The 21,866-nt window shown below is 38.3% G+C and carries 17 protein-coding genes and 1 pseudogene; 3 read left to right on the top strand and 15 right to left on the bottom strand.

From position 1 onward, the window contains the following. Nucleotide 1 precedes the first annotated feature (1 nt). Nucleotides 2–958: pseudogene (rpoD, locus tag BN986_RS06500) on the bottom strand (RNA polymerase sigma factor RpoD); the annotation flags it as partial. Between the two features lie 786 nt (nucleotides 959–1,744). Next, nucleotides 1,745–2,065 carry a hypothetical protein gene (locus BN986_RS06495; protein ID WP_040978842.1) on the bottom strand — a complete coding sequence of 107 codons (321 nt, stop codon included), beginning with the start codon at nucleotides 2,063–2,065 and terminating at the stop codon, nucleotides 1,745–1,747. Between the two features lie 223 nt (nucleotides 2,066–2,288). Here BN986_RS06495 and BN986_RS06490 point away from each other — a divergent pair, with 223 nt between their 5' ends. The 3 genes from BN986_RS06490 (at nucleotide 2,289) to BN986_RS06480 (ending at nucleotide 4,842) form a co-directional block, all read left to right on the top strand. After that, nucleotides 2,289–2,816 carry a YolC/YozM family protein gene (locus BN986_RS06490; RefSeq protein WP_040978841.1) on the top strand — a complete coding sequence of 176 codons (528 nt, stop codon included), beginning with the start codon at nucleotides 2,289–2,291 and terminating at the stop codon, nucleotides 2,814–2,816. A 126-nt stretch (nucleotides 2,817–2,942) separates the two neighbouring features. Continuing rightward, complete coding sequence (locus BN986_RS06485; RefSeq protein ID WP_040978839.1) at nucleotides 2,943–3,476, top strand: YolC/YozM family protein; 534 nt, start codon at nucleotides 2,943–2,945, stop codon at nucleotides 3,474–3,476. Nucleotides 3,477–4,065: 589 nt separating this feature from the next. Continuing rightward, complete coding sequence (locus tag BN986_RS06480) at nucleotides 4,066–4,842, top strand: MerR family transcriptional regulator (protein ID WP_040978838.1); 777 nt, start codon at nucleotides 4,066–4,068, stop codon at nucleotides 4,840–4,842. 127 nt (nucleotides 4,843–4,969) lie between these two features. Here BN986_RS06480 and BN986_RS06475 read toward each other — a convergent pair whose 3' ends face one another. From BN986_RS06475 to prfB, 13 genes are all read right to left on the bottom strand, one after another. Continuing rightward, a complete protein-coding gene (locus BN986_RS06475) occupies nucleotides 4,970–5,323 on the bottom strand; it encodes a phage holin family protein (protein ID WP_040978837.1) in 354 nt (117 codons plus the stop codon). Then, on the bottom strand, nucleotides 5,323–5,514 hold the full coding sequence (locus tag BN986_RS06470; protein WP_040978836.1) for a PspC domain-containing protein: 192 nt from the start codon (nucleotides 5,512–5,514) through the stop codon (nucleotides 5,323–5,325). The genes BN986_RS06475 and BN986_RS06470 overlap by 1 nt, the downstream gene beginning before the upstream one ends. A gap of 135 nt (nucleotides 5,515–5,649) precedes the next feature. Further along, nucleotides 5,650–6,333: a bacillithiol biosynthesis deacetylase BshB2 gene (bshB2, locus tag BN986_RS06465; protein WP_040978835.1), complete on the bottom strand. Its 684-nt coding sequence runs from the start codon at nucleotides 6,331–6,333 to the stop codon at nucleotides 5,650–5,652. Nucleotides 6,334–6,376: 43 nt separating this feature from the next. After that, nucleotides 6,377–6,730 (bottom strand): YojF family protein, encoded by a 354-nt coding sequence (locus tag BN986_RS06460; RefSeq protein WP_040978834.1) that lies wholly within the window; start codon nucleotides 6,728–6,730, stop codon nucleotides 6,377–6,379. A 694-nt stretch (nucleotides 6,731–7,424) separates the two neighbouring features. Continuing rightward, on the bottom strand, nucleotides 7,425–10,298 hold the full coding sequence (uvrA, locus tag BN986_RS06455) for an excinuclease ABC subunit UvrA (protein WP_040978833.1): 2,874 nt from the start codon (nucleotides 10,296–10,298) through the stop codon (nucleotides 7,425–7,427). A gap of 6 nt (nucleotides 10,299–10,304) precedes the next feature. Further along, complete coding sequence (gene uvrB / locus BN986_RS06450; RefSeq protein ID WP_040978832.1) at nucleotides 10,305–12,287, bottom strand: excinuclease ABC subunit UvrB; 1,983 nt, start codon at nucleotides 12,285–12,287, stop codon at nucleotides 10,305–10,307. Between the two features lie 293 nt (nucleotides 12,288–12,580). Further along, nucleotides 12,581–13,780: a PDZ domain-containing protein gene (locus tag BN986_RS06445; RefSeq protein WP_244444951.1), complete on the bottom strand. Its 1,200-nt coding sequence runs from the start codon at nucleotides 13,778–13,780 to the stop codon at nucleotides 12,581–12,583. Nucleotides 13,781–14,191: 411 nt separating this feature from the next. Next, nucleotides 14,192–15,670, bottom strand: a complete 1,479-nt coding sequence (locus BN986_RS06440; protein ID WP_040978829.1) for a S41 family peptidase — start codon at nucleotides 15,668–15,670, stop codon at nucleotides 14,192–14,194. A gap of 557 nt (nucleotides 15,671–16,227) precedes the next feature. Beyond that, nucleotides 16,228–17,856, bottom strand: a complete 1,629-nt coding sequence (locus BN986_RS06435) for a murein hydrolase activator EnvC family protein (protein ID WP_074435619.1) — start codon at nucleotides 17,854–17,856, stop codon at nucleotides 16,228–16,230. A 219-nt stretch (nucleotides 17,857–18,075) separates the two neighbouring features. After that, nucleotides 18,076–18,972 (bottom strand): permease-like cell division protein FtsX, encoded by an 897-nt coding sequence (ftsX, locus tag BN986_RS06430; protein ID WP_040978828.1) that lies wholly within the window; start codon nucleotides 18,970–18,972, stop codon nucleotides 18,076–18,078. Then, on the bottom strand, nucleotides 18,962–19,648 hold the full coding sequence (gene ftsE / locus BN986_RS06425) for a cell division ATP-binding protein FtsE (protein WP_040978826.1): 687 nt from the start codon (nucleotides 19,646–19,648) through the stop codon (nucleotides 18,962–18,964). Before ftsE ends, ftsX begins: the two co-directional genes overlap by 11 nt. A gap of 644 nt (nucleotides 19,649–20,292) precedes the next feature. Beyond that, entirely contained in the window at nucleotides 20,293–20,610 is a 318-nt protein-coding gene (locus BN986_RS06420; protein ID WP_040978825.1) for a c-type cytochrome, read from the bottom strand. Nucleotides 20,611–20,709: 99 nt separating this feature from the next. Beyond that, nucleotides 20,710–21,811, bottom strand: a protein-coding gene (prfB, locus tag BN986_RS06415) for a peptide chain release factor 2 (protein ID WP_148417072.1) whose coding sequence is annotated in 2 segments (ribosomal slippage) — nucleotides 20,710–21,738 and nucleotides 21,740–21,811 — 1,101 coding nt in all. Because the reading frame shifts where the segments join, the coding sequence is not laid out codon by codon here. Nucleotides 21,812–21,866 lie beyond the last annotated feature (55 nt).

Genomic DNA, 21,866 nt, shown 5'->3' with positions numbered 1-21,866 from the left:
CTCATTCTTCCATAAAATCTCTCAATAAATTACTACGACTCGGATGCCTTAATTTACGCAAAGCTTTCGATTCAATTTGACGGACACGTTCTCTAGTAATGCCGAATATTTCTCCTAATTCTTCCAGCTTTCTTGACTTTCCATCATGTAAACCAAATCGAAGACGAAGAATATTTTCTTCCCGCACAGAAAGTGTATCTAATAGTTCTTCCAGCTGTGCTTTTAATGATTCAATCGTAGCGTAATCAGAAGGAGATACCGATTCTTTATCCTCAATAAAGTCGCCTAAATAGGAATTATCCTCATCACCAATAGGTGTTTCCAAAGAGATAGGTTCCTGAATAATTTTTGAAATTTCTTTTACCTTCTCTGTACTTAACTCCATATCTTCACTAATTTCTTTAACTGTTGGTTCACGGCCTAAATCCTGCAATAGCGAACGTTGAATTTGGATTAGTTTATTCATCGTCTCCACCATATGAACTGGAATTCGGATGGTACGGCCATGATCAGCGATGGCACGAGTGACTGCTTGCCTTATCCACCAAGTTGCATACGTACTGAATTTAAACCCTTTTCGATAATCATACTTTTCAGCAGCTTTAAAAAGCCCCATGTTTCCTTCTTGGATCAAATCTAAAAAAGATACTCCCCGTCCTATATAACGCTTAGCAATGCTAACCACAAGACGAAGATTTGCCTCAATTAGCTTTTCCTTTGCCTCTTGATCTCCAGCTTCAATAAGTTCGCCAAGTCTAATTTCTTCTGAAGATGAAAGCAGCTCATTATCTCCAATTTCTGTTAAATACATACGTACTGGATCGTTTACCTTGATTCCTGAAAGGGAACTATTATGTTTTAAATCTATTTCATTATTTATTTTATCGCTGTCTTTAACCTCATCCGCAGAAGAACTCATTACATCACCCTCATTTTTTTCAGCTTGATTCAATGTTTGATCTGTTTCTTTTATGTTAAATAAATCTTGCTCAGCCATCGTTCTCCCTCCCCTTATATATTGCATCCGGAGCCGCTCGGCATACGTTTTTAGATACATACACTAAAACCATATTTTCATGATTAGGATAGTTAACATTTATATTTTAATACTTGTTTTAGCCTGGGCTGTTCACAATCTATTGATTTTTCCAGTGCTAACTGAATTTCCATTCGAAAATTAGGGAATAAAGCTTACTTTTCAAACAACATAGAAGCTTTATTCCACATGCTAAAGATTGAATAAAAAATAATTATACATCAATACTGAACATTCGTTCTAAAAAAGGGTATCACAGGAGGTTTTTTATCGTCAACAAGTTCGTATTCAAAGGAAAATACTATTTTACGATAAAACGAAACTTCATTCAGTGGGAGTTAGCGCCCTTCTCCCACTGAATGATTAGTTGAGTGATTCAGGGAATTAGCACCCGTTATCTTCCATCTAAATAAATGTAAGTTCCTTCTTTATTTGGAGGCGGAAGTTTTACGGGCGATTGGTTCTCCGTGATAATTGGAGAACGGAGATAATAAAGGTTGTACTTCACATATCAAAAAAGATTGTTAAAATAGGAATTATGAATGAAGTCCTTCAACTTTAAAACCTTTAAGGGGAAGAATCATGTCTAAAAAAGTGAAAAACATATTACTGATCATACTCATTGTGCTGGCAGTTCTTAGTATTATAGCAATGTTTTCAGGAGGTCTACTGTTCTCCTGAATGAGAGAGAGCTAAAGAACGCTTCTCTCATTTCAATGAAGAGTTATCATTTAATATAAACCCTATTGCCATAAGAATGGGAACCAATACAACAAATAAGAGAATCAGAACGGGCAGGAAAATACCGACATATTTTTTTCTTCCCTTTTCCTGCTGCTTCATCGCACGCGTGCTTCCAATCATCCCTAAAACCAAAAATAAAATTGCCGTGACAAAGATAACCAGTATTCCAATTGTGACCATTCCTTGCGGTTCGTCAGGAGCAACTGCATAAGAAGCTATTAAAAGGATCAAACCCATTATGCTTGATAACATGGACCAAAATCCATAATTTTTCTTCACGTTCATTCGTTATCCTCCATTCGTCATCTTTTCATAAAAGAAAGGATGGCTTGATTTGGCTGGTAACTGATAATTCAACGATGGATCTATTCCTCTCGCCCTACTGCTCAAGGCTCTACCTAAATTATAACAAAACACCACTTTATATGAACATTTACATTTTAGACAGTCTACTATTTCCTTGTTACTATTTATTTAAAGAAATGAAATAAGAAAGGTTCTAGATACTATGAAAAAAATAATTATATTTTCAGGAATTCTTGTTTTTATTATACTCATTGCTGTATTCTCCGATATTTTTCCTGTAGAAGATAGAGATGAAGAAGAACTTGTCAGGGAAGAAATACTGGATTATGCAGTTGATTATTACGTGGTATATACGGCAGCTATATCTGAAGAAAATGGAGAATCCGTGCTATTTTTTGATGTCAATAGTGATACAGTTGACATTAATAAATTTCATTCAGATATACTGGATAAATTGAAGGAATATGATTTAGCGGATAAATATACCATAGAAATTGAACAGACGACCTCGGAAGAAGAAACATTGGAAAGGTATGAATCAACGATGATCGAGATAGTTAATGATTATTTAAAAGAGAACGGGATGGGCGATGATATTGGTTATGAAGCAACGATTGATGAAAACGTAAACATTAATCTATCCGTGCCTGACGATTCTAATTTTGATAAAGTGGAGTTAGAAGAATTAATGGAACATTTTTTAGATGTTGAAATTGAGGTTGAGGAATAAGTTCATTTCCCCCTCTTCCTTTTACACATTTACGGGCAACTAACAAAGTCCTTCTTAAGGTGAACACTTACATTTTAGACAGTCGGTTAAGTATTTTTATAGAGAAATGAAGAGAGAGGTTCTATAATGAAAAAGATAATTTTACTTTCAGGGGTTGTTGTTTTTATTATACTTATCGCTATATTTTCAAATGACTTTTTTGAAGAAGAAAAAGAAGAGGATGACGCGTTGTCAGAAATACTTGAATATGCAAATGAGAACTATGACTTACGTGCTTCTATAGGTGGCAGGACTCGAGGCAAGAACGACGGTAATTTATTTTTTGAAATTAATAGTGATACCGTTAATATGGAGGCGTTCCATTCTGATATTGCAGCTAAAATGGATCAATACGATTTAACAGATGAATATGATTTAGAAATTGAACAGACATCGGCGGAAGAAGCAAGATTAGAAAAGTTAGAAGGGGATATTGACAGCATCATCCGGGATTACTTAAGCGAAAATGATATGGACGATAATATTACTTTCGATACAAATATGGATCAAAATAATCCTGGTGTTACATTCCATATACGGGACGCACCTAATGTCGATAAAGAGGAATTAGAGGAAATAATGGACCAATTTATAAATGTTGAAATTGATACAGGAGAGTAAATTTGTTTTAGATGGGGGATCTATTTATCATTTTAATTCATAAACATACTTCGTGAATCCTTTTGATTGTATGTTGGATTTATCTTTAAAATATGTGAAAAGCTTGAGAAACAGAAACCAACGTCGGCACCAATAATGATTAAAAGAAACCATGACGGTAAGTAACTTGGCGTAATCACCATATTATTGCTTCTCTTTTCAAATAATTAAATATAGATCCACGTATGAGACAATGTGGCTCTAAAAGATTAATTTGTTGTCAATCTATCTTAGATAACGCTGCATGCCTATCCGTTCCACAGGGCAAGCTGAAACGTAATAATCCCTTGCCTCCCCTAAACTCAAACAATATAACTCAAAGAAGACTGGATAACTAATTGACCAAATTTATAAATAATAATGAAAGCATGACCAAAAATAAATAGTTTTTCATTAATCTTCCCTGCCCTTTCACATCCTTTTTATCCGTTCCTTTCATGCTGCTATTAAAAATGTTCCCTGCACCCGGTTCTGACAAACACCTATGTTTTTCCTCTTGCACTTCACGTTACGGAAACCGTTATACTTATCTGTAAAGGAGCTGATTCAGATGTATACCATCGGAGAATTTGGTGCAAAAACCGGATTTTCAACACGGACGCTGCGTTTTTATGAAGAACTCGGGATTCTTTATCCAAGCAAAAGAAATGAGAGTGGTCATCGTTTTTACGGATTGGAAGAACTCGCGACCTTACAGCGGATTCAATCATTAAAGTTTATTGGTTACTCGCTTCAGGAGATCAAAGAAATGCTGGATAAAGAAGAAGTCACGTTAGACAATTTCGCTGATTCTCTTCCTGTTCAAAGAAAAGTATTGGTGCATAACCGTGAAGAATTAGACCGTGCCATTGCAGCTATTGATCATGTGCAAGCGCTTTTAGATGATAACTTCCCATTAGATTGGACTGTTCTCACCTCGTTGCTTCACGGAATGGAATTTGAAGAAGAACAAAAGGCGTGGATGCAGGAGCATTTTCCAGATGATTTTGCATCACTTTTCACAGATATACCAAAGGAAGAACGTGAAAAATTAGATAGAGAATGGCTGTCTATCTTGGCGGAAGTAAAGAGGCTGATGCGAGAAAACGTTCCTCCCCATGCCCCAGAAGCGCAACAGGTGTTTTTAAATATCAATGATTTGTTTATGAAAATCGTCCCGGAGGATCTCATTACCAAAAATATCGATAAATGGGAGGAACAATTAGAATCTGCTGAAGCGACGGATGATTTTGTAGCTCCAACTTTCTGGTCCAAAGAGGAAGAAGCTTATATGGAGGAAATCGCTAAAGCGATGGAGCAGCAGTATAAAGAGAACGAGGAAAAATAATGGGATGAAAAAAGTCCGAAGCTTTAGTCGCTTTTAATTAAAAAATATTAGAGCTGACAGGGCTTTTTTCTTTAAATCCTTATACTTAAAAAAGGAAAAAGCCAGGCAATAACCTGACCCTTTCCTTTTACCGCATATCCCGGACAACACTGTTTAAAATCATGGAAATCAATGAAATCACAATCGATGCAATAAATGCTGTACCAAACCCGTCAATAACAAAGTCAGATCCGATAAGCGCCTGCGTAATCATCAATATAATCGCATTAACAACAATTAAAAACAATCCAAATGTAATCACCGTAATCGGCAATGTTAGAATAACTAAAATCGGCTTCACAAAAATATTCAGGATAGCTAAAATCAAGCTCGCTAACAGCGCTGTACCGAACCCGTCAAGATGAAAAGAATCAAAAATCTGGGCAACTGCTATCAACGCGACAGCATTTAAGACTAATGAAATAATCCCCCGAAGTAACATTAATACACGTCTCCTCTAGGCATAATAAATGCAGCAATGATATAAACAATGGCTAATGTAGAAAAGCTTGGGATAAGCAGGATTAAGAAGATAATCCGGAGCAGTGTCGGATCCACATTTAAATACTCTCCTAATCCGCCCAGGACACCGGCAAGTATTTTATTGGTTTCAGAACGATATAATTTTTTCATGAAAGTACCTCCTCAGGTAATTGTTTTGCATCTATTTATTCATGGATATGTGTGCTTCTATCTTTTCATACGAAAATAGAAATGAAAAAGTTTCATTTCTATTTTCCCGCTACTTATGCTTTTTAAACAAAACAATTATTTGGAGCTGCTCTTTTCAAAATCCCAAGTATAAAAACGTTCCATTGCCTGATGTTCAATCAATTCATTTTTCAATTCTTCATCGATCTCATCCATCTTTTTAAACCAGCCAAACATACCTGCCACCTGTGAGTCGTGAGATAAAACTGTTTGCAGCTTTTTATCAAAGGTATCATGAACATCATTGATAATATCAGGACTTCCTAAATCTTCTTCATGACCATTTGAAAAAGCTTGCGCCCAAACTTTCGGTCTTTCTTCCGGATTCATATCTTCTACTGCCTGAATTGCAGCAGCCCCCAGCGCATTATGATCTGGATGTACGGCATAGCCGGGATAGTGTGTAATCACAAGAGAAGGTTTGATTTCTTCTAAATAACTTCTTAAATGATCGGCTACCTCTTGTTTATCTTCAAATTCAATCGTTTTATCCCGGTATCCGAGCATTTTCAATTCCATATCTAATGTTTCACATGCCTGTTTCAACTCTTTTTTACGAATTTCAGGCAAGGATTCCCGATTTGCAAATGTCGGATTTCCCATGTTTCTCCCCATTTGTCCTAACGTTCCACATAAATATGTTACCGGCACACCCTCTCTTCGAAACTGTGCGACCGATCCAGATGCACCAAATGCTTCATCATCCGGATGCGGATAAATAACTACAACATGTTTCTCCATTACGTTCACCTATCTTTCTAAAATCAAGCTATATCCTTCGTTTTTATTGATGAAAAGGTGTCTCACTAATCTCTAACGCCACCATTAACCGGCCTTCTCTGTCATGACCAGCCAAAAGCAATTGGTCTTCCTGATAAATCGTCCAGTCCGTCAGCCCTTCTGCATAAATCCAGCCAAGCTCCATTTTCAAACCGACACGATAGGAATTTCCTTCTCCTATAATCTTTGCCTGTTTATAGGTTACTTTTGCATTACGTATATATGCACCAACGGTATAGGCATTGGCGTCTAAATGATTCGCATAAGCTCCATTTGTTGTTTCCAAATGAACATACACTTCTTTATTTAAGTAACTGTCCAGCGCCTGCTGAACTTTTTCAATTTCTATCGGCTTCATGTTTCAACCTCCACTTCTTATTCTTTAACTCTATCGAAATGTGGACAAATCGTCAATTAGATAGCTTATTTATACAAAACGGCGCTTTAAAGAAGATTATTTTGAAATTACATTCGTCATATTTTCAAGTTCTATTATAACACAGTATTCTGATTGGGTTACAATCGTTTAATGAAATAAACTATTTTTCCTGTAGAACCATTATGATTTGCTCTAAAAAATGTTTATCTGCGTATATTTTTAAAGTTTGTTATTCCGTCATTAGAAAATTTGATTGTCACCAAGCCTTTAGGTGACAACCTTAGTTGGGACTGGGACTGCGATTACCAATGTTGTCAGGTTAATCGACCGCTACGGAAAAACACTACGCTTTCCGCGGGCTTGAGCTCAGCCTCCTCGAAAAAAAGAAGTTCGCTTTTTTTCTGCGGGGTCTTCCCACTGCGCTTTCCCACAGGAGTCTCCATGTTTTTCCTCTGGGACTGCGATTACTCGTCCCATCAAAACCGTCGCTAGATAGATTTTTTGCTATCTGTATTAAATTTAAGAAAGTTCATTAACATGACAACATTGCTGCGATTACTCGCCCCATCAAAACCGTTGCACTTATGCAGGAAATAAGTTTATACTTTTTTAACTGCCAAAATAAAGTCCACCTAAAGAGCAAAATCTTACTCTAAAGATGGACCGGTTTTCTTTATTTACTGCTGACTTTCTCTTTCAGCATGTCATTCATACGTGCTTTATCCCGCTCTAACACAGGCCCAAGGTATTTCCCTGTATAAGAAACATCTGCCTGTTCGGCGATTTTCTCCGGCGTTCCCTTTGCAATAATCTGTCCGCCGCGGTCTCCGCCTTCTGGACCTAAATCAATAATATGATCTGCACTTTTAATCACATCTAAGTTATGTTCGATAATTAAAACAGAATCACCATTATCTACAAGGCGCTGCAAGACGTCCAGCAAACGGCGAATATCAGCAGAATGAAGGCCTGTTGTCGGCTCATCCAGAATATAAAACGTCTTTCCGTTTGAACGTTTATGCAGTTCACTCGCCAATTTCACACGCTGTGCTTCCCCGCCGGATAAGGTAGTTGCCGGTTGACCTAATTTAATATACCCTAAGCCGACATCATAGATGGTTTGCAGCTTCCGTTTAATTTTTGGAATAGCGGAGAAAAAGTCCAGCGCTTCTTCAATACGCATCTCCAGCACATCGGATATACTTTTGCCTTTATATTTTACTTCCAGCGTTTCCCGGTTATAACGCGCTCCATCACAAACCTCACAAGGCACATACACATCGGGCAGAAAATGCATTTCAATCTTGATAATGCCATCTCCACGGCAGGCTTCACAACGGCCGCCCTTCACATTAAAGCTGAAGCGCCCTTTTTTATAGCCCCGCACTTTCGCTTCATTTGTCTGTGCAAACACATCACGAATATCGTCAAATACACCCGTATAGGTAGCCGGATTGGAACGCGGTGTTCTTCCAATTGGAGACTGGTCAATATCAATCACTTTTTCAATATGCTCGATTCCTTTAATACTTCGATATTTCCCCGGCTTTACTTTTCCTTTATATAATTCTTTTGCTAAAGATTTGTAGATAATCTCATTTACCAGCGTACTTTTACCGGAGCCGGAAACACCTGTGACAACGGTCATCAAACCGATTGGAATTTCAGCTGATACGTTTTTCAAATTATTTTCCGATGCGCCGGTAACTTTTATTTTGCGCTTATCCGCTTTTTTACGTTTTGCCGGTACAGGAATAAATTCTTTTCCAGATAAATAACGCCCAGTTAAGGAATGTTCGTTTGTTTTCACATTCTCCGGTGTATCACTGGCAACGATCTCTCCGCCATGCTCCCCGGCACCGGGACCAATATCAATCAGCCAATCTGCTGCAAGCATCGTGTCTTCATCATGCTCCACAACAATTAACGTATTATCCAGATCACGCATCTGCTTGAGCGTTTCAATCAGGCGGTCATTATCGCGCTGATGCAGTCCAATAGAAGGTTCATCCAGCACATAAAGAACACCTGTTAACGCAGAACCGATTTGTGTCGCCAGACGAATCCGCTGTGCCTCTCCGCCGGAAAGCGTTCCTGCCGAACGTGATAACGTTAAGTAGTCCAAACCGACATTATTTAAAAAGGATAGCCGATTATCAATCTCTCTTAAAATCAAGCGTGCGATCTGACGGTCTTTGTCACTTAATTCAAGCTGGTTAAAGAAATCCTTGGATTCCAAAATGGAAAAATCCGTCACATGGCTGATATGTTTTCCGTCAATTAATACAGCAAGTGCTTCTTTGTTTAGACGGTTTCCTTTACAAGTCGGGCAATTTTTCTGTGCCATATATTTTTCTAATGTTTCACGTATAAAATCAGAAGAAGTTTCTCTATATCTGCGTTCCACATTCTTTAGAACACCTTCAAAAGCAACATCTTTTGTACGTGCGCTGCCAAAATCATTCTCATAGTAAAAATGAATTTTTTCTTTTCCGCTTCCATATAATATTTTGTCCATTTGTTCCTTAGGAATATCTTTCACCGGAATATCCATTGGAATAGCATAATGATCGCAGACGCTTTTCAAAAGCTGCGGATAATACTGTGAACTGATTGGTTCCCAAGGGGCAATCGCATGTTCATTTAACGTCTTATCCCAATCCGGAATAACCAGTTCAATATCAACTTCCAGCTTCGTTCCTAATCCATCACAGCTTGTACAAGCACCAAACGGACTGTTAAACGAGAATAAACGGGGCTCTAATTTCCCGATGGAAAAACCGCAAATCGGACAAGCATGATTTTCACTGAACAGTAGTTCTTCATCGTCAATCACATCGACAATCGCATTCCCGTCTCCTAATTTTAGCGCTGCTTCCAACGAATCACTCAAGCGGCTTTCTACGCCACTTTTAACAACAATACGATCGATAACCACTTCGATCGAGTGTTTTTTATTTTTTTCCAGGTTAATATCGTCCGTAACCTCCATCATGTCTCCATCCACGCGGATACGTACATAACCTTGTTTTTTCAAGTCTTCTAATACTTTAACGTGTTCTCCTTTTCTGCCTGATACGACAGGGGCTAAAATTTGCAGTTTTGTTCTTTCCGGATACTCCAGCACCCGGTCAACCATCTGCTGGACAGTTTGTGAACTGATTTCAATACCATGATTGGGGCAGGTTGGTTTCCCTACGCGAGCAAATAATAAACGCAGATAATCATAAATCTCTGTTACGGTTCCCACAGTGGATCTTGGATTTTTACTCGTTGTTTTTTGATCAATTGAAATGGCCGGCGATAACCCTTCAATCACATCGACATCCGGCTTATCCATTTGCCCTAAAAATTGTCTGGCATAGGCAGATAAAGACTCGACATATCTGCGTTGTCCTTCTGCATACACCGTATCAAAGGCGAGGGATGATTTCCCGGAACCAGAAAGCCCTGTAAGAACAACTAATTTATTTTTAGGAATTTCAACATCTATATTTTTTAAATTATGTGCTCTGGCACCTTGAATTTTTATAGATTTGCTTGGCATCTAAACTCATCCTTCCGCTTTTAGCTCCAAGAGAACATCTCTTAATTCTGCTGCTTTCTCGAAGTCTAGATTTTTAGCTGCTTGCTTCATTTCTTTTTCCATATTCTCAATGACTTTTTGTTTTTCTTTCTTCGTCATTTCCTTCACTTGTTTTGCTTCCGATTCATATGTTTCCGGTGTTTCGGCAGCAATTGTAGCCTGAATAACATCCCGTACTTCTTTACGGATGGTCTGCGGAGTAATCCCATGTTCTGCATTATACTCCTGCTGAACAGTACGGCGCCGCTCTGTTTCTTCAATCGCTTTTTGCATGGAATCGGTCATTTTGTCAGCATACATAATTACTTTACCTTGCTCGTTACGTGCAGCACGCCCCATTGTTTGAATTAAGGAACGTTCTGAACGCAGGAAGCCTTCTTTATCTGCATCTAAGATGGAAACCAGAGATACTTCCGGAATATCCAGCCCTTCCCGGAGCAGGTTAATCCCGACAAGCACATCGTATTTTCCGACACGCAGATCCCGAATAACTTCGATCCGCTCTAAGGTTTTAATTTCCGAGTGCAGGTAAGCAACCTTGATTCCGATTTCTTTTAAATAATCGGTTAAGTCCTCTGACATTTTTTTCGTTAACGTCGTGATTAATACACGTTCATTGCGTTTTGTCCGCTTATTAATTTCACCTATTAAATCATCGATCTGTCCTTCAATTGGGCGTACTTCCACCTCTGGGTCCAGTAAACCAGTTGGCCGGATGATTTGCTCTGTCATTTCTGGCGAATGCTCTAATTCATATGGCCCCGGTGTTGCTGAAACATAAACCAGTTGATTTGTTTTTTCTTCAAATTCTTCAAAACGTAATGGACGGTTATCCATTGCAGAAGGCAAACGAAAGCCATGGTCAACCAATACTTGTTTCCGGGCCTGGTCCCCATTATACATACCGCGAATCTGTGGCAGCGTTACATGGGATTCATCAATAATTACTAAAAAGTCTTCCGGGAAGAAATCCAGTAAGGTATATGGTGTTGCTCCCGCTTCCCGTAATGTTAACGGGCGCGAATAGTTTTCAATCCCGGAACAAAAGCCCATTTCCCGCATCATTTCTAAATCATAATTCGTGCGCTGTTCCAGACGCTGGGCTTCCAGCAGCTTTCCGGCATCATTTAATTCTTTTAACCGTTCTTCTAATTCTTTTTCAATATTTTTAATTGCAATTTTCATTTTTTCTTCACGGGTCACAAAGTGAGAGGCCGGAAAAATAGCTACATGCTCCCTGTCCCCAATAATTTCACCAGTTAAGGCATCCACTTCACGAATCCGGTCGATCTCATCTCCGAAAAACTCTACCCGAATACAGTGTTCCTCATGAGATGCAGGAATAATTTCCACGGAGTCCCCGCGCACACGAAATGTCCCGCGCTGAAAATTAATATCATTTCTTGCATATTGAATATCTACTAATTCCCGCAAAAGCTGGTCTCTTTCTTTTTCCATACCAAGTCTTAGCGAAAGCACCTGGCTCTTATATTCTTCCGGATTACCTAAACCGTAAATACACGATACACTTGCTACAATCAATACATCGCTTCGTTCAAAAAGTGCGGATGTAGCAGAGTGGCGCAATTTATCAATTTCATCATTAATACTTGCATCTTTTTCAATAAACGTGTCGGTAGAAGGCACATAAGCTTCCGGCTGATAATAATCATAATAGCTTACAAAATACTCTACCGCATTGTTTGGAAAGAATTCTTTAAACTCACTATAAAGCTGTCCTGCCAGCGTCTTATTATGTGCAATAACAAGGGTCGGCCGGTTAATTTCTTTAACAACATTGGACATCGTAAATGTTTTCCCCGTTCCGGTTGCTCCGAGTAACGTCTGATGATGCTGGCCGGCAAGGACTTTTCCCACAATTTCTTCAATGGCCGCCGGCTGATCGCCCGCTGGTTCATAAGCAGAAACTAATTCAAATTGCTCCTTCATCCTATTTCCTCCGTTCCATACAATAACTATTTTCTATTATATCCTTTTCTTAAAAAACGAACAAGTATTCGATATGCTTTTTAAGAAATTATATATATTTTCTTATATTGTTTATGATTAATAAAATAACACTCTAGTTCCATTATAGCCTTTTTGTCAACTGTTAAATCTTCCTTTCTTTCTATAAGGAAATAAGAATGCTTGGATCGATTGCTACAACTCGATCCAAGCATTCTTATATTAAAGTGCGTATTCAAAAAGTCCGTGATAAAAAAGACATTTTTACATCCTCGTTAAGATACATTATTATCTCTTCTTTCCCGTCTCGCCTTAAAAGGTTCTTCCGCAAATTGAAAGCCTAGAGAATGGTGCTCCCCTTCATAAAGGGAACATTGTACAAACCGTACCTCTTCATCATGATTTAAAACTTCCATTTTAATATAAGCACCGCTCCCTTGTAGTGCTTCATAAAAAGCTTGGCTGGTCAGGACATTTCTTCCATCTACCCGGTAAATGATCTCACCAACTTCTATCTCTAACCGGTCTGCTGGACTTTCTGGTAAAATGCCAATAACCCTCAAGCCCTTTAAATGAGGCTGGTAATAAGGACGGCGTAAACGGTCACCTTCTCTATAGCGATAATTTAAATATTCTTTTCCGATAATCGCTAAGATAATTGCAGCTAAGGAAAGGTATGGTACGAAAACTCCACCGACAGCAATAAGTAAAATACCGATTGCTAAAAATGTATTTGCCTTTGCCAGTTTATAAATAGCGTCCTGGTGAAAATGTCCTTTTGCTTTATAGTGAAAACCAAGTAAGAAAGGTATAAGCACGAGACCTAAACTAGTCTCTCCAATCGATAAATATGGCCACCACGGCGCAAAAGATGTGATTAACCCTTCCGGCACGAGCATCAGCATCGGGACAACTGTCAAACGTTTTATTTGCTGTTCTCCCACCCAGACACCGCGATCACTTAATTCTATTCTTGGAAATACATCTTGTTTTTCCGTACGTTTAACCAATAACGACTCTACAAAAAGAAGTAATCCTGCTAATACTGCTAAAGCCGGGAGACTGCGTTCATAGAGTAAGGAATAATCAATGATATTTTGCATGTCAATCAGGTAAGGCGCAAAAAATAAAATTAGAAATGTCAGCCCTAATGTATAACTTGGAGACAATAATGTAAAACGCGTACTGATACTTAATATAACAAAGCTGAGTGCTAAGACCAGCAGTGTTTCATACGAAAATACCATGCCAACACTAATGATAACGGCAGATATAAGAATGCCGCTGATTAATGAGACAAGCCATGTACGATGCCATTCAATAAACTTCGGAAATATTTTAATCCCAAAGTCATACCGTTCCCGCTTAATTCGAAAATAACTGGCCACCGTTAATATAAATAAAAACCAATATAATGCCGGGTTTAGAAAAAACTTACCTATACCTTTTGCCAGTTCAATAAGCCATGCTTCCACCAATATCACCTTCTTTACTAATACAATTTGTGTAGAAAAACAATCGTTTAAAGATAATCTGCCAAGATCGGGTCAAAAAGACATAAGACTGCCTGTATTGCAGTGATACGCTTGTATGTACAGAGAAAATTTGTTCATTCATCACCGTTTGATGAATGAACAAACCTCTTATATTACGTGTTCAAAGTTCTCTTTATCGCAGTGCAACTGACTATAAGACTCCCACTTCAAGAATGGAGAAGAATCGAAAATTCGAAGTGGGAGATAGGGCAGCCAGTTACGGCCCGATTCGTTTAACTTATGATCAACTTTTGCATATTTATTGGAGAAAACAATCACTTCATTGCCTGATTTACTTATGCATGATTTAGCAGAGTGGAAATAAAAACTGCTACATCATGCTTCGTTTAATCATTGATAAAGCTCTTCTAAAGAGCGCTCCAGCTGTGTGTCATCTTCTCCATCACGAATTTTTTCAACAACCTGGGTTTCAATTAAACCGCCAGTTTCTTCGTCTACTTCACCGGTTGCTTCTAAGTCATTATCTTCCTGAAAGTCTTCTACAGCACTTTCGGTTTCTTCACTAAAGTAACCATCTGTTCTTCCAGTGTCATATCCTAGTCCAGATAACATCACTTGCATGTTAGCCACAGCTTCACTTGTATGGTCAAAAGTGAGCGGATCATCATCTTCCACCTGTATTGGGGTAGAGTAATAATAATCCTCCTGTCTTTGCTCGATTGTCGGCTCTACTCCTTCTCCATCAATCCAAACACCATTAGGAGATAACCATTTAAAAGTGGTCATTTTAATGGAACTGTCATCTCCGAGCGGCATAGCCTGCTGGACCGTACCTTTTCCGAAGCTTGTTTCACCAACAATATCGTAATCGAGCTCTTTCATAGCGACAGCGATAATTTCAGAAGCCGAAGCACTACCTTCATCAATTAGCACGCTGATTGGATACTCTTTCTCCTCATCCAAATCGGATACATATTCTTCTGCATTACCATCAGCATCCTCGATTTGCAGATAAGGCATATCACTTGGAACAAATTGCTGTAATATTTCTTCCGCAACATCTAACAACCCGCCAGGATTTCCACGAACATCAATAACCAGGCCATCAATACCTTGATTTTCTAATTCTGTCAACTGCTCTTCAAATTCTTCACCTGTATGCTCAGAGAAATTGGTAATTTGAATAACCCCTGTGTCGTTACCGTCTTCTGAATGCACTTCACTATATACCGTTTCTACTGGGATCGTATCCCGTTGAATGGTTACTTCAAATGGATCAGAAGTACCTGAACGTTGTATTTCTAACACAACATCGGTTCCTTTTTCCCCACGAATTTTAGCGACGGCTTCGTTTACATTTAACCCTTCCAAGCTCTCTCCATCCACGCTTAACACTTGATCATTTGGACGCAGCCCTGCTTTTTCTGCAGGCGAGTCTTTCATTGGCGACATAATCGTAATATATCCCTCTACTTCACTGACCTCTGCACCAATTCCTTCAAAGGACGACTCAATCTGCTCATTGAACTGCTCCATCATTTCACTATCTAAGTAAGATGTATGCGGATCATCCAGTGTAGAAAGCATCCCTTCTATAGCTCCCTCCACCAGCTCTTGATCATCAATATCTTCAATATAGTTTGATTGAATCATATCAAAGGTTTGTGAAATCTTATTTAAATCTGCCGGTAATTCAGCATCTGATTCTTCACTGTCATTACTCAATGTGCCGTTCTCGGAGTTCGTTATTTCCAGCGTTGAGTTATCCTCTGAATTCTGGGCTAACTTCACTCCACCATAACCGCCCAAGACGCCAATAAGTAATGCACCTATAAATATCAATATGATTTTTGTTTGATTAAGCTTCATTTCTACACCTCTTTATTGCTTCAAAAGCTTCTTTCTGCCTTTAAAGTTAATTTCATATATCGTTATAATACAGCAGATAAAACGAAACTTCATTCAGTGGGGTTTACGCCCTTCTCCCACTGAATGATTAGTTGAGTGATTCAGGGAGGAAGCGCCCGTTATTTCCCGCCTATATAAATTCATTCTTACTCTTTATTTTGAGGCGGGAGTTTTACGGGCGGTTCTCCGTGATAAATTTAGAAAATCTGAACCTCGTTAACATGCGGATGAAAACTATATTTTGCTATTTTAAACAAAAATACCTTTCGAATAGACACAACATTTTTTCTAATAAAGAAAGCATATCATGTTATGAAGTGAATGACTATAATTTTAAACACAAACTAAACATTATTAAGACGTCTTCTTTTGAAATACATATGAATAATATCAATCTACTATATTATCAATTAACAAGAAATCCGAACTAATTCAAATTCTAAGTAAAAGAAAATGGATTATTAGTTCGGATTCTTATTTAATAGATTTCTGTTTTATTCTATTGCTTTTGTACGGGATTAATTAATATAACCAGCTGGATCAACAGGGTTCTTATAACCTCCAGGGTGAACTTCAAAATGCAGGTGGACACCAGTAGAGCCTCCAGTATTCCCCATTACTGCGATTTGATCTCCCTGACTTACAGTTTGCCCACTAGATACCGTATAACTATCCAAATGCGCATACAAGGTCGTATATTCCTGACCATTTATATTATGGGTAACCATTACTGTATTGCCATAGCCGCTCATTGAACCGGTGAAAGCAACTACGCCGTCTGCTGCAGAGCGAATCACTTTATCAGCTTCTCCAGCTTGTCCAAAATCAATTCCATTATGCGGTCTAACATCTCCATGGATTGGATGAACCCGATTCGGATCGAAAGGAGAAGTTGTTGGACCAGAAGTTGGTCGAATAAAACCAGAACTATTGCTTGGTGCAGACTCTTGGGATTTTACTTCTCCAGAAGCACTGCTGGCTACCTGTATGTCCTCTTCACTTTCTTCTTCATTTTCATTAGAGGTATCCTCGTTTTCTGATTCTTCCTCTGCTGACTGGTTATCTTCTTCCTGCTCTTCACTTTCTTGTTGCTCTGTTTCTTCTTGTGTTTCTGATTTCGCTTGACGCTCTTCTTCCGCTTCTGCCTCAGCTTGTCGTTCTTCTTCTTCAGCTGCTGCTTGACGTTCTTCTTCTGCCTTACGCTCTTCCTCCGCTTCTGCCTCAGCACGTGCTCTTTCTTCTGCTTCCTTCTGCTCTATTTCCTCTTTTTTACTTTGCGCCGAGTCTAGTGCAGTTTGTTTTGCTTCTGCCTGTGCATCAATCAGCTGCTGTTCCTCTTCTGCTGATAATTTAACTTCTTCCATTTCATCATACTCGATTTCCAAATCAGCTAATAGCGTTTCTTTATCAGATATTTGATCATCCAGTTGATCTTGAAGTGCAAGTAACTCGTCGTGCTGGTCTTCAAGTGTCGCTTTATTTTCTTCTACAGCAACCTTATTTTCCTCAACAGTTACTTTACTTGCTTCCATTTCTTCTTTGTCATCTTCTAATTGTTCCTTATCGTTCGCTTGTTCTTCCAAAATGGATCTATCTGAATCCATTACTTTATTAACTGCCGTGCTGCGAGATACAAATTCACTGAAATTTTGCGCCCCAAAAATAACTTCTAAGTATTGAATCTCTCCACCATTCTGTTGAATACTGCGAAGACGATTTTTAATGAGTGCATCTCTCTCTTCAATACGCTCTTCTAATTCCTCTATGTCTTCTTCCAATTCTTCGATGCGATTAGATAACTCTTCAATTTCATTTGTCAGACTTTCAATTTCTTGATTTGTTTCTTCTATTTCACTTTCCTTATCAGCGATGTCAGATTGTGTCTGATTCAGATCTTCATCTATGGATGAAATTTCGCTTTCCACTTCATTCTGCTCTTGCTGATTGGATTCCAGCTTTTCCTCTGATTCATCTTGTTTCTGCTTTGCTTCCTCTTTTTCCGTTTCTAGATCAGATTTTTCTTGTTCCAGTTCATTAATTTCATCTTCTACATCTTTTACAGACTCTGCTGAAACAGAATGTATTGGTGCTGTTATTGCGAGCAATGTAGCCAAGCTGATTGAAGCAAATGCTCTCAAGTTTCTCATATGTTGTTCCCCTCTCCATTTTGTTTCTGCTTTAAAGAAAATATTTAAAAAGTCAACTGAAATATACCACTGTTGCTACATTCAGCTGACTATTTTATTTTAGAAAACTCGTATTCACTGCGCCTGCAGCAAATGCGAGTTTTCTTATTTGTTCCAACGTATGGAAAATAATCTTTATCTATTTTTTAATCACAGTATAACTGGCTATAAGATTTCACTTTAGACTTTCAAGAATTTACGTACACTCATTACACTTCCCCATACTCCAATTACTGCTCCTATCAGAAGGACCATTCCTGATAGTTGCCATGCAAATGGATTAAATGGCAAGAGGTCTATAAATCGGAAATTTTCCATTATAGATGGTAAATTATGATAAATATAATAGTAACCTCCCACGATAACCGCTATAGGGGTGATGGAACCTAGTATTCCTAATAATGCTCCTTCTACAAAGAATGGCCAGCGAATAAAGGAATTCGTTGCTCCTACTAATTTCTGAATACCAATTTCGGTACTTCTCGCGATAATGGTTATCTTGATTGTATTTGAAATTAAGAATATAGCTGTAAATACAAGTGCTACGATTAACACTAGCCCGATTGCTCTTGCATAATTCGTAAATTGGAAAAGTCGTTCAACAACTTCTTGTCCATATAATACATCTTCTACGCTGTCTAATTCACTGATTTGATCAGCTACAGCCTCTGTTTCCTCTGGAACAGCAGCTTCCACTATATATACGTGGTTCAGTGGATTATCCTGCTCAAGCATGATCCATGCTTGTCCTTCGTCTCCCATACTATCAATTAAACTTTCTAATTCATTATCATTAGAAGAGAATTGAACCTCTGCAACACCATCTATTTGTTCTATTTCTTCACCCAGTTCGACAATTTCATCCTCTTCTGCTGTCAAATCAATTAACGTACTGATTTGCACATCCTGCTCGATATTTCTTGCCATCTGATCAAGGTTCAGAACAAGAGCTAAAAATACGGCAACAAGAATTAAAGTCGTCGTTACTGCTGCAATGGAAGCAAAGGTCATCCAGCCATTCCGGAATATGTTCTTCATACCTTCACGTAGATGTCTTAACAATGTTCTAAACTTCATAACCGTAGTCACCCCGCTGTTGATCTCGTACAACATTTCCATCTTCAATTGCAATGACACGGCGTTTAATTGTATTAACAATATGTTTACTGTGAGTTGCCATGATAACAGTTGTACCTTTTGAATTAACATCTTCCAAAACTTCCATAATTCCCCATGAAGTATCCGGGTCCAGGTTTCCTGTCGGTTCATCAGCAATTACAACCTTAGGATTATTTACAATAGCCCGCGCAATTGCTACACGCTGCTGTTCTCCACCTGATAATTCATTTGGGAGCATTTTTGCTTTATCCTCTAATCCAACAAGCTGCAAAACTTCTGCAACTCTGCGTTTAATACTTTTTGGCGATGTTTCGATTACTTCTAAAGCAAACGCTACATTTTCATAGACTGTCAATTTTTGTAGAAGTTTAAAATCCTGAAAAACTACCCCTATATCACGTCGTAAGTAAGGGATATGTCTTTCCTTTATTTTACTTAATTCTCGTCCATTAATAACTATTTTACCTTTTGTCGGCTTTGCTTCACGGTAAATCAAACGAATAAATGACGATTTACCAGCACCACTTGGCCCGACAAGATAAACAAATTCACCACGATCGATATGTATATTAATATCGTTCAGTGCTGTCACACCATTACTATATGTTTTGGATACATTCTCCATTGTTATCATTTCATGACCACCTATTAATAAATTATTTCCATTTTTGTCATTAACCGCTACTGTTATATGTCTAATGCACTGCCAAAAAAATACATATTTCGCAGTACTTATCTATTTATACTTCGATTATTTTTTTATCTCTATCTTTTTCATGTTATTAGAATTCATTTAAATAGATTTAAACGACCAAAAATAATTATAACATCTCTCTGTATTTTATGATGAAAAAATCGTATTACATTTTTATTTCAATTCGACAACTCTTGTAATAATCAGAAATAAAGACCGATCAAGCTTGCCATGAAACGGATCCGCAGATCACCTTATCATCGACAAATTTTTACTTTTACGATTTGAAAATGTTTTGTTTTTAAAGCTAACGGGAAAAAGAAGTTTCATATAAAGTAATCATTTTTGGAATGATCTGAAGGTCGGGGGAGTAGAGCGTATTTCATGAAGAAAGTTAATTTGGCGATTATTTCTGCCTGATGTTTAACACATAAAGCTAAATTCGTATGTATACCTCAGAGAAAAAGTACTATGAAAATAAACCTATCCGAAAGTAAATATCGCTGCTTTGAAAACACTAATTCTAAATAACATAAGAAGAGATGACAGACATTCACGATAAAGCAAACGTCTGTCATCAATTACTATTGTTCGATCAACCAGGAAGATAACTCTTCTAAGTCTTCTCCTTCTACTTGCGTTTGTGGCGGCATGCTGTCAATACCTTCTTGAACGATATCCTCAATTTGCTCCTGAGAATATTTCGATCCGATATCAATCAGCTCCGGACCGCCATTTCCAGAAAGATCAGCACCATGACAAGCAAGGCAGTTATCTCGATACACTTCCTCACCAGCTTCCAGTTTTTCTTCCTCCGACCCATTGCTGCTATCGTCTGCATTACCGCAAGCTCCAAGAATGAAAATCATACCTAAGAACAGGGCGGCTAACCCTTTTTTCATCGTCTGCACCCTCCTTACTAATTGCTACTATTAGTATATCCGCTCAAGTTTCCTTCTACATAGATCATTTTGAACAAAAAAGGACATTTTTACTCTACTCTATTTCATTTGCGAACGGAGATAACCGTCAATAAACATATCTAAAGCGCCGTCCATAACAGCTTGAGTATTCCCTGTTTCTACATCTGTCCGATGATCCTTCACCATGGAGTACGGGTGGAAAACATAAGAACGAATCTGGCTTCCCCAGCCGATTTCCATTTGTTCACCGCGAATTTCAGCTAATTCTTGTTGCTGCTTTTCGATTTCTAATTGGTATAGCTTTGACTTTAGCATTTTCATCGCTTGTTCCCGGTTTTTGATCTGTGAACGTTCATTTTGACAGGTAACGATGATATTCGTAGGTAGATGCGTAATCCGGACAGCTGAATCTGTTGTATTAACATGCTGTCCACCAGCACCGCTAGCACGATACGTATCTATTTTTAAATCTTCCGTTTTTACATCAATATCAACATCATCACTTAACTCTGGAGTTACATCACAGGATACAAAGGATGTATGCCTTCTCCCTGACGAATCAAAAGGAGAGATCCGGACAAGACGATGAACTCCTTTTTCCGCTTTTAAATATCCATAGACATTATGCCCTTTAATTAATAGCGTCACACTTTTCACACCGGCTTCATCTCCGGGGAGATAGTCAATCGTCTCTACAGAAAATGAATGACTCTCCGCCCAGCGTTGATACATCCGCAACAGCATACTTGCCCAGTCTTGTGATTCTGTACCACCTGCCCCTGGATGCAGCTCTAAAATAGCATTATTCGCATCATAAGGTTCGCTCAATAAGAGTTGTAATTCAAATTTATTTACTTTTTCTTTAAAATCTTTCAGCTCTGACTGCAGGTCTTCAAATAACTCTTGGTCATTTTCCTCTTTAACCAGCTCATAAGAAACTTCCAGATTATCTAATGTTTCTTCGATTTCTTCAAAAGAATCAACATAACTCTTTAATCCATTCGATTCCTGAATAACCGTTTGCGCTTGATTCTGATCATCCCAAAAGGAAGGATCCGCCATCATTGCTTCTAGTTCAGCAATCCGCGCTTTCTTCTGTTCGAGGTCAAAGAGACCCCCTGAATTCTTCAACACGTGAAGTTATTTTTTCCAGTTCTTGTTTGATTTCGCTTAATTCCATCAACTGATTCCTCCTAATAAAACTTTTCCTTACCAAGGTGGGTTAAGAATCGACC

This window comes from Oceanobacillus jeddahensis, assembly GCF_000750635.1.
Lineage (GTDB): Bacteria > Bacillota > Bacilli > Bacillales > Amphibacillaceae > Oceanobacillus > Oceanobacillus jeddahense.
The sequence above is the reverse complement of the archived record's forward strand: the minus strand, read 5'-3'. Positions and strand labels throughout refer to the sequence as shown.

Excerpts from the sequence above, each read along its gene's own strand:
- BN986_RS06495 (WP_040978842.1), bottom strand. The coding sequence starts at position 2,065 with ATGAACGTGAAGAAAAATTATGGATTTTGGTCCATGTTATCAAGCATA.
- BN986_RS06490 (WP_040978841.1), top strand. The coding sequence starts at position 2,289 with ATGAAAAAAATAATTATATTTTCAGGAATTCTTGTTTTTATTATACTC.
- BN986_RS06485 (WP_040978839.1), top strand. The coding sequence starts at position 2,943 with ATGAAAAAGATAATTTTACTTTCAGGGGTTGTTGTTTTTATTATACTT.
- BN986_RS06480 (WP_040978838.1), top strand. The coding sequence starts at position 4,066 with ATGTATACCATCGGAGAATTTGGTGCAAAAACCGGATTTTCAACACGG.
- BN986_RS06475 (WP_040978837.1), bottom strand. The coding sequence starts at position 5,323 with ATGTTACTTCGGGGGATTATTTCATTAGTCTTAAATGCTGTCGCGTTG.
- BN986_RS06470 (WP_040978836.1), bottom strand. The coding sequence starts at position 5,514 with ATGAAAAAATTATATCGTTCTGAAACCAATAAAATACTTGCCGGTGTC.
- bshB2 (WP_040978835.1), bottom strand. The coding sequence starts at position 6,333 with ATGGAGAAACATGTTGTAGTTATTTATCCGCATCCGGATGATGAAGCA.
- BN986_RS06460 (WP_040978834.1), bottom strand. The coding sequence starts at position 6,730 with ATGAAGCCGATAGAAATTGAAAAAGTTCAGCAGGCGCTGGACAGTTAC.
- uvrA (WP_040978833.1), bottom strand. The coding sequence starts at position 10,298 with ATGCCAAGCAAATCTATAAAAATTCAAGGTGCCAGAGCACATAATTTA.
- uvrB (WP_040978832.1), bottom strand. The coding sequence starts at position 12,287 with ATGAAGGAGCAATTTGAATTAGTTTCTGCTTATGAACCAGCGGGCGAT.
- BN986_RS06440 (WP_040978829.1), bottom strand. The coding sequence starts at position 15,670 with ATGAAGCTTAATCAAACAAAAATCATATTGATATTTATAGGTGCATTA.
- BN986_RS06435 (WP_074435619.1), bottom strand. The coding sequence starts at position 17,856 with ATGAGAAACTTGAGAGCATTTGCTTCAATCAGCTTGGCTACATTGCTC.
- ftsX (WP_040978828.1), bottom strand. The coding sequence starts at position 18,972 with ATGAAGTTTAGAACATTGTTAAGACATCTACGTGAAGGTATGAAGAAC.
- ftsE (WP_040978826.1), bottom strand. The coding sequence starts at position 19,648 with ATGATAACAATGGAGAATGTATCCAAAACATATAGTAATGGTGTGACA.
- BN986_RS06420 (WP_040978825.1), bottom strand. The coding sequence starts at position 20,610 with ATGAAAAAAGGGTTAGCCGCCCTGTTCTTAGGTATGATTTTCATTCTT.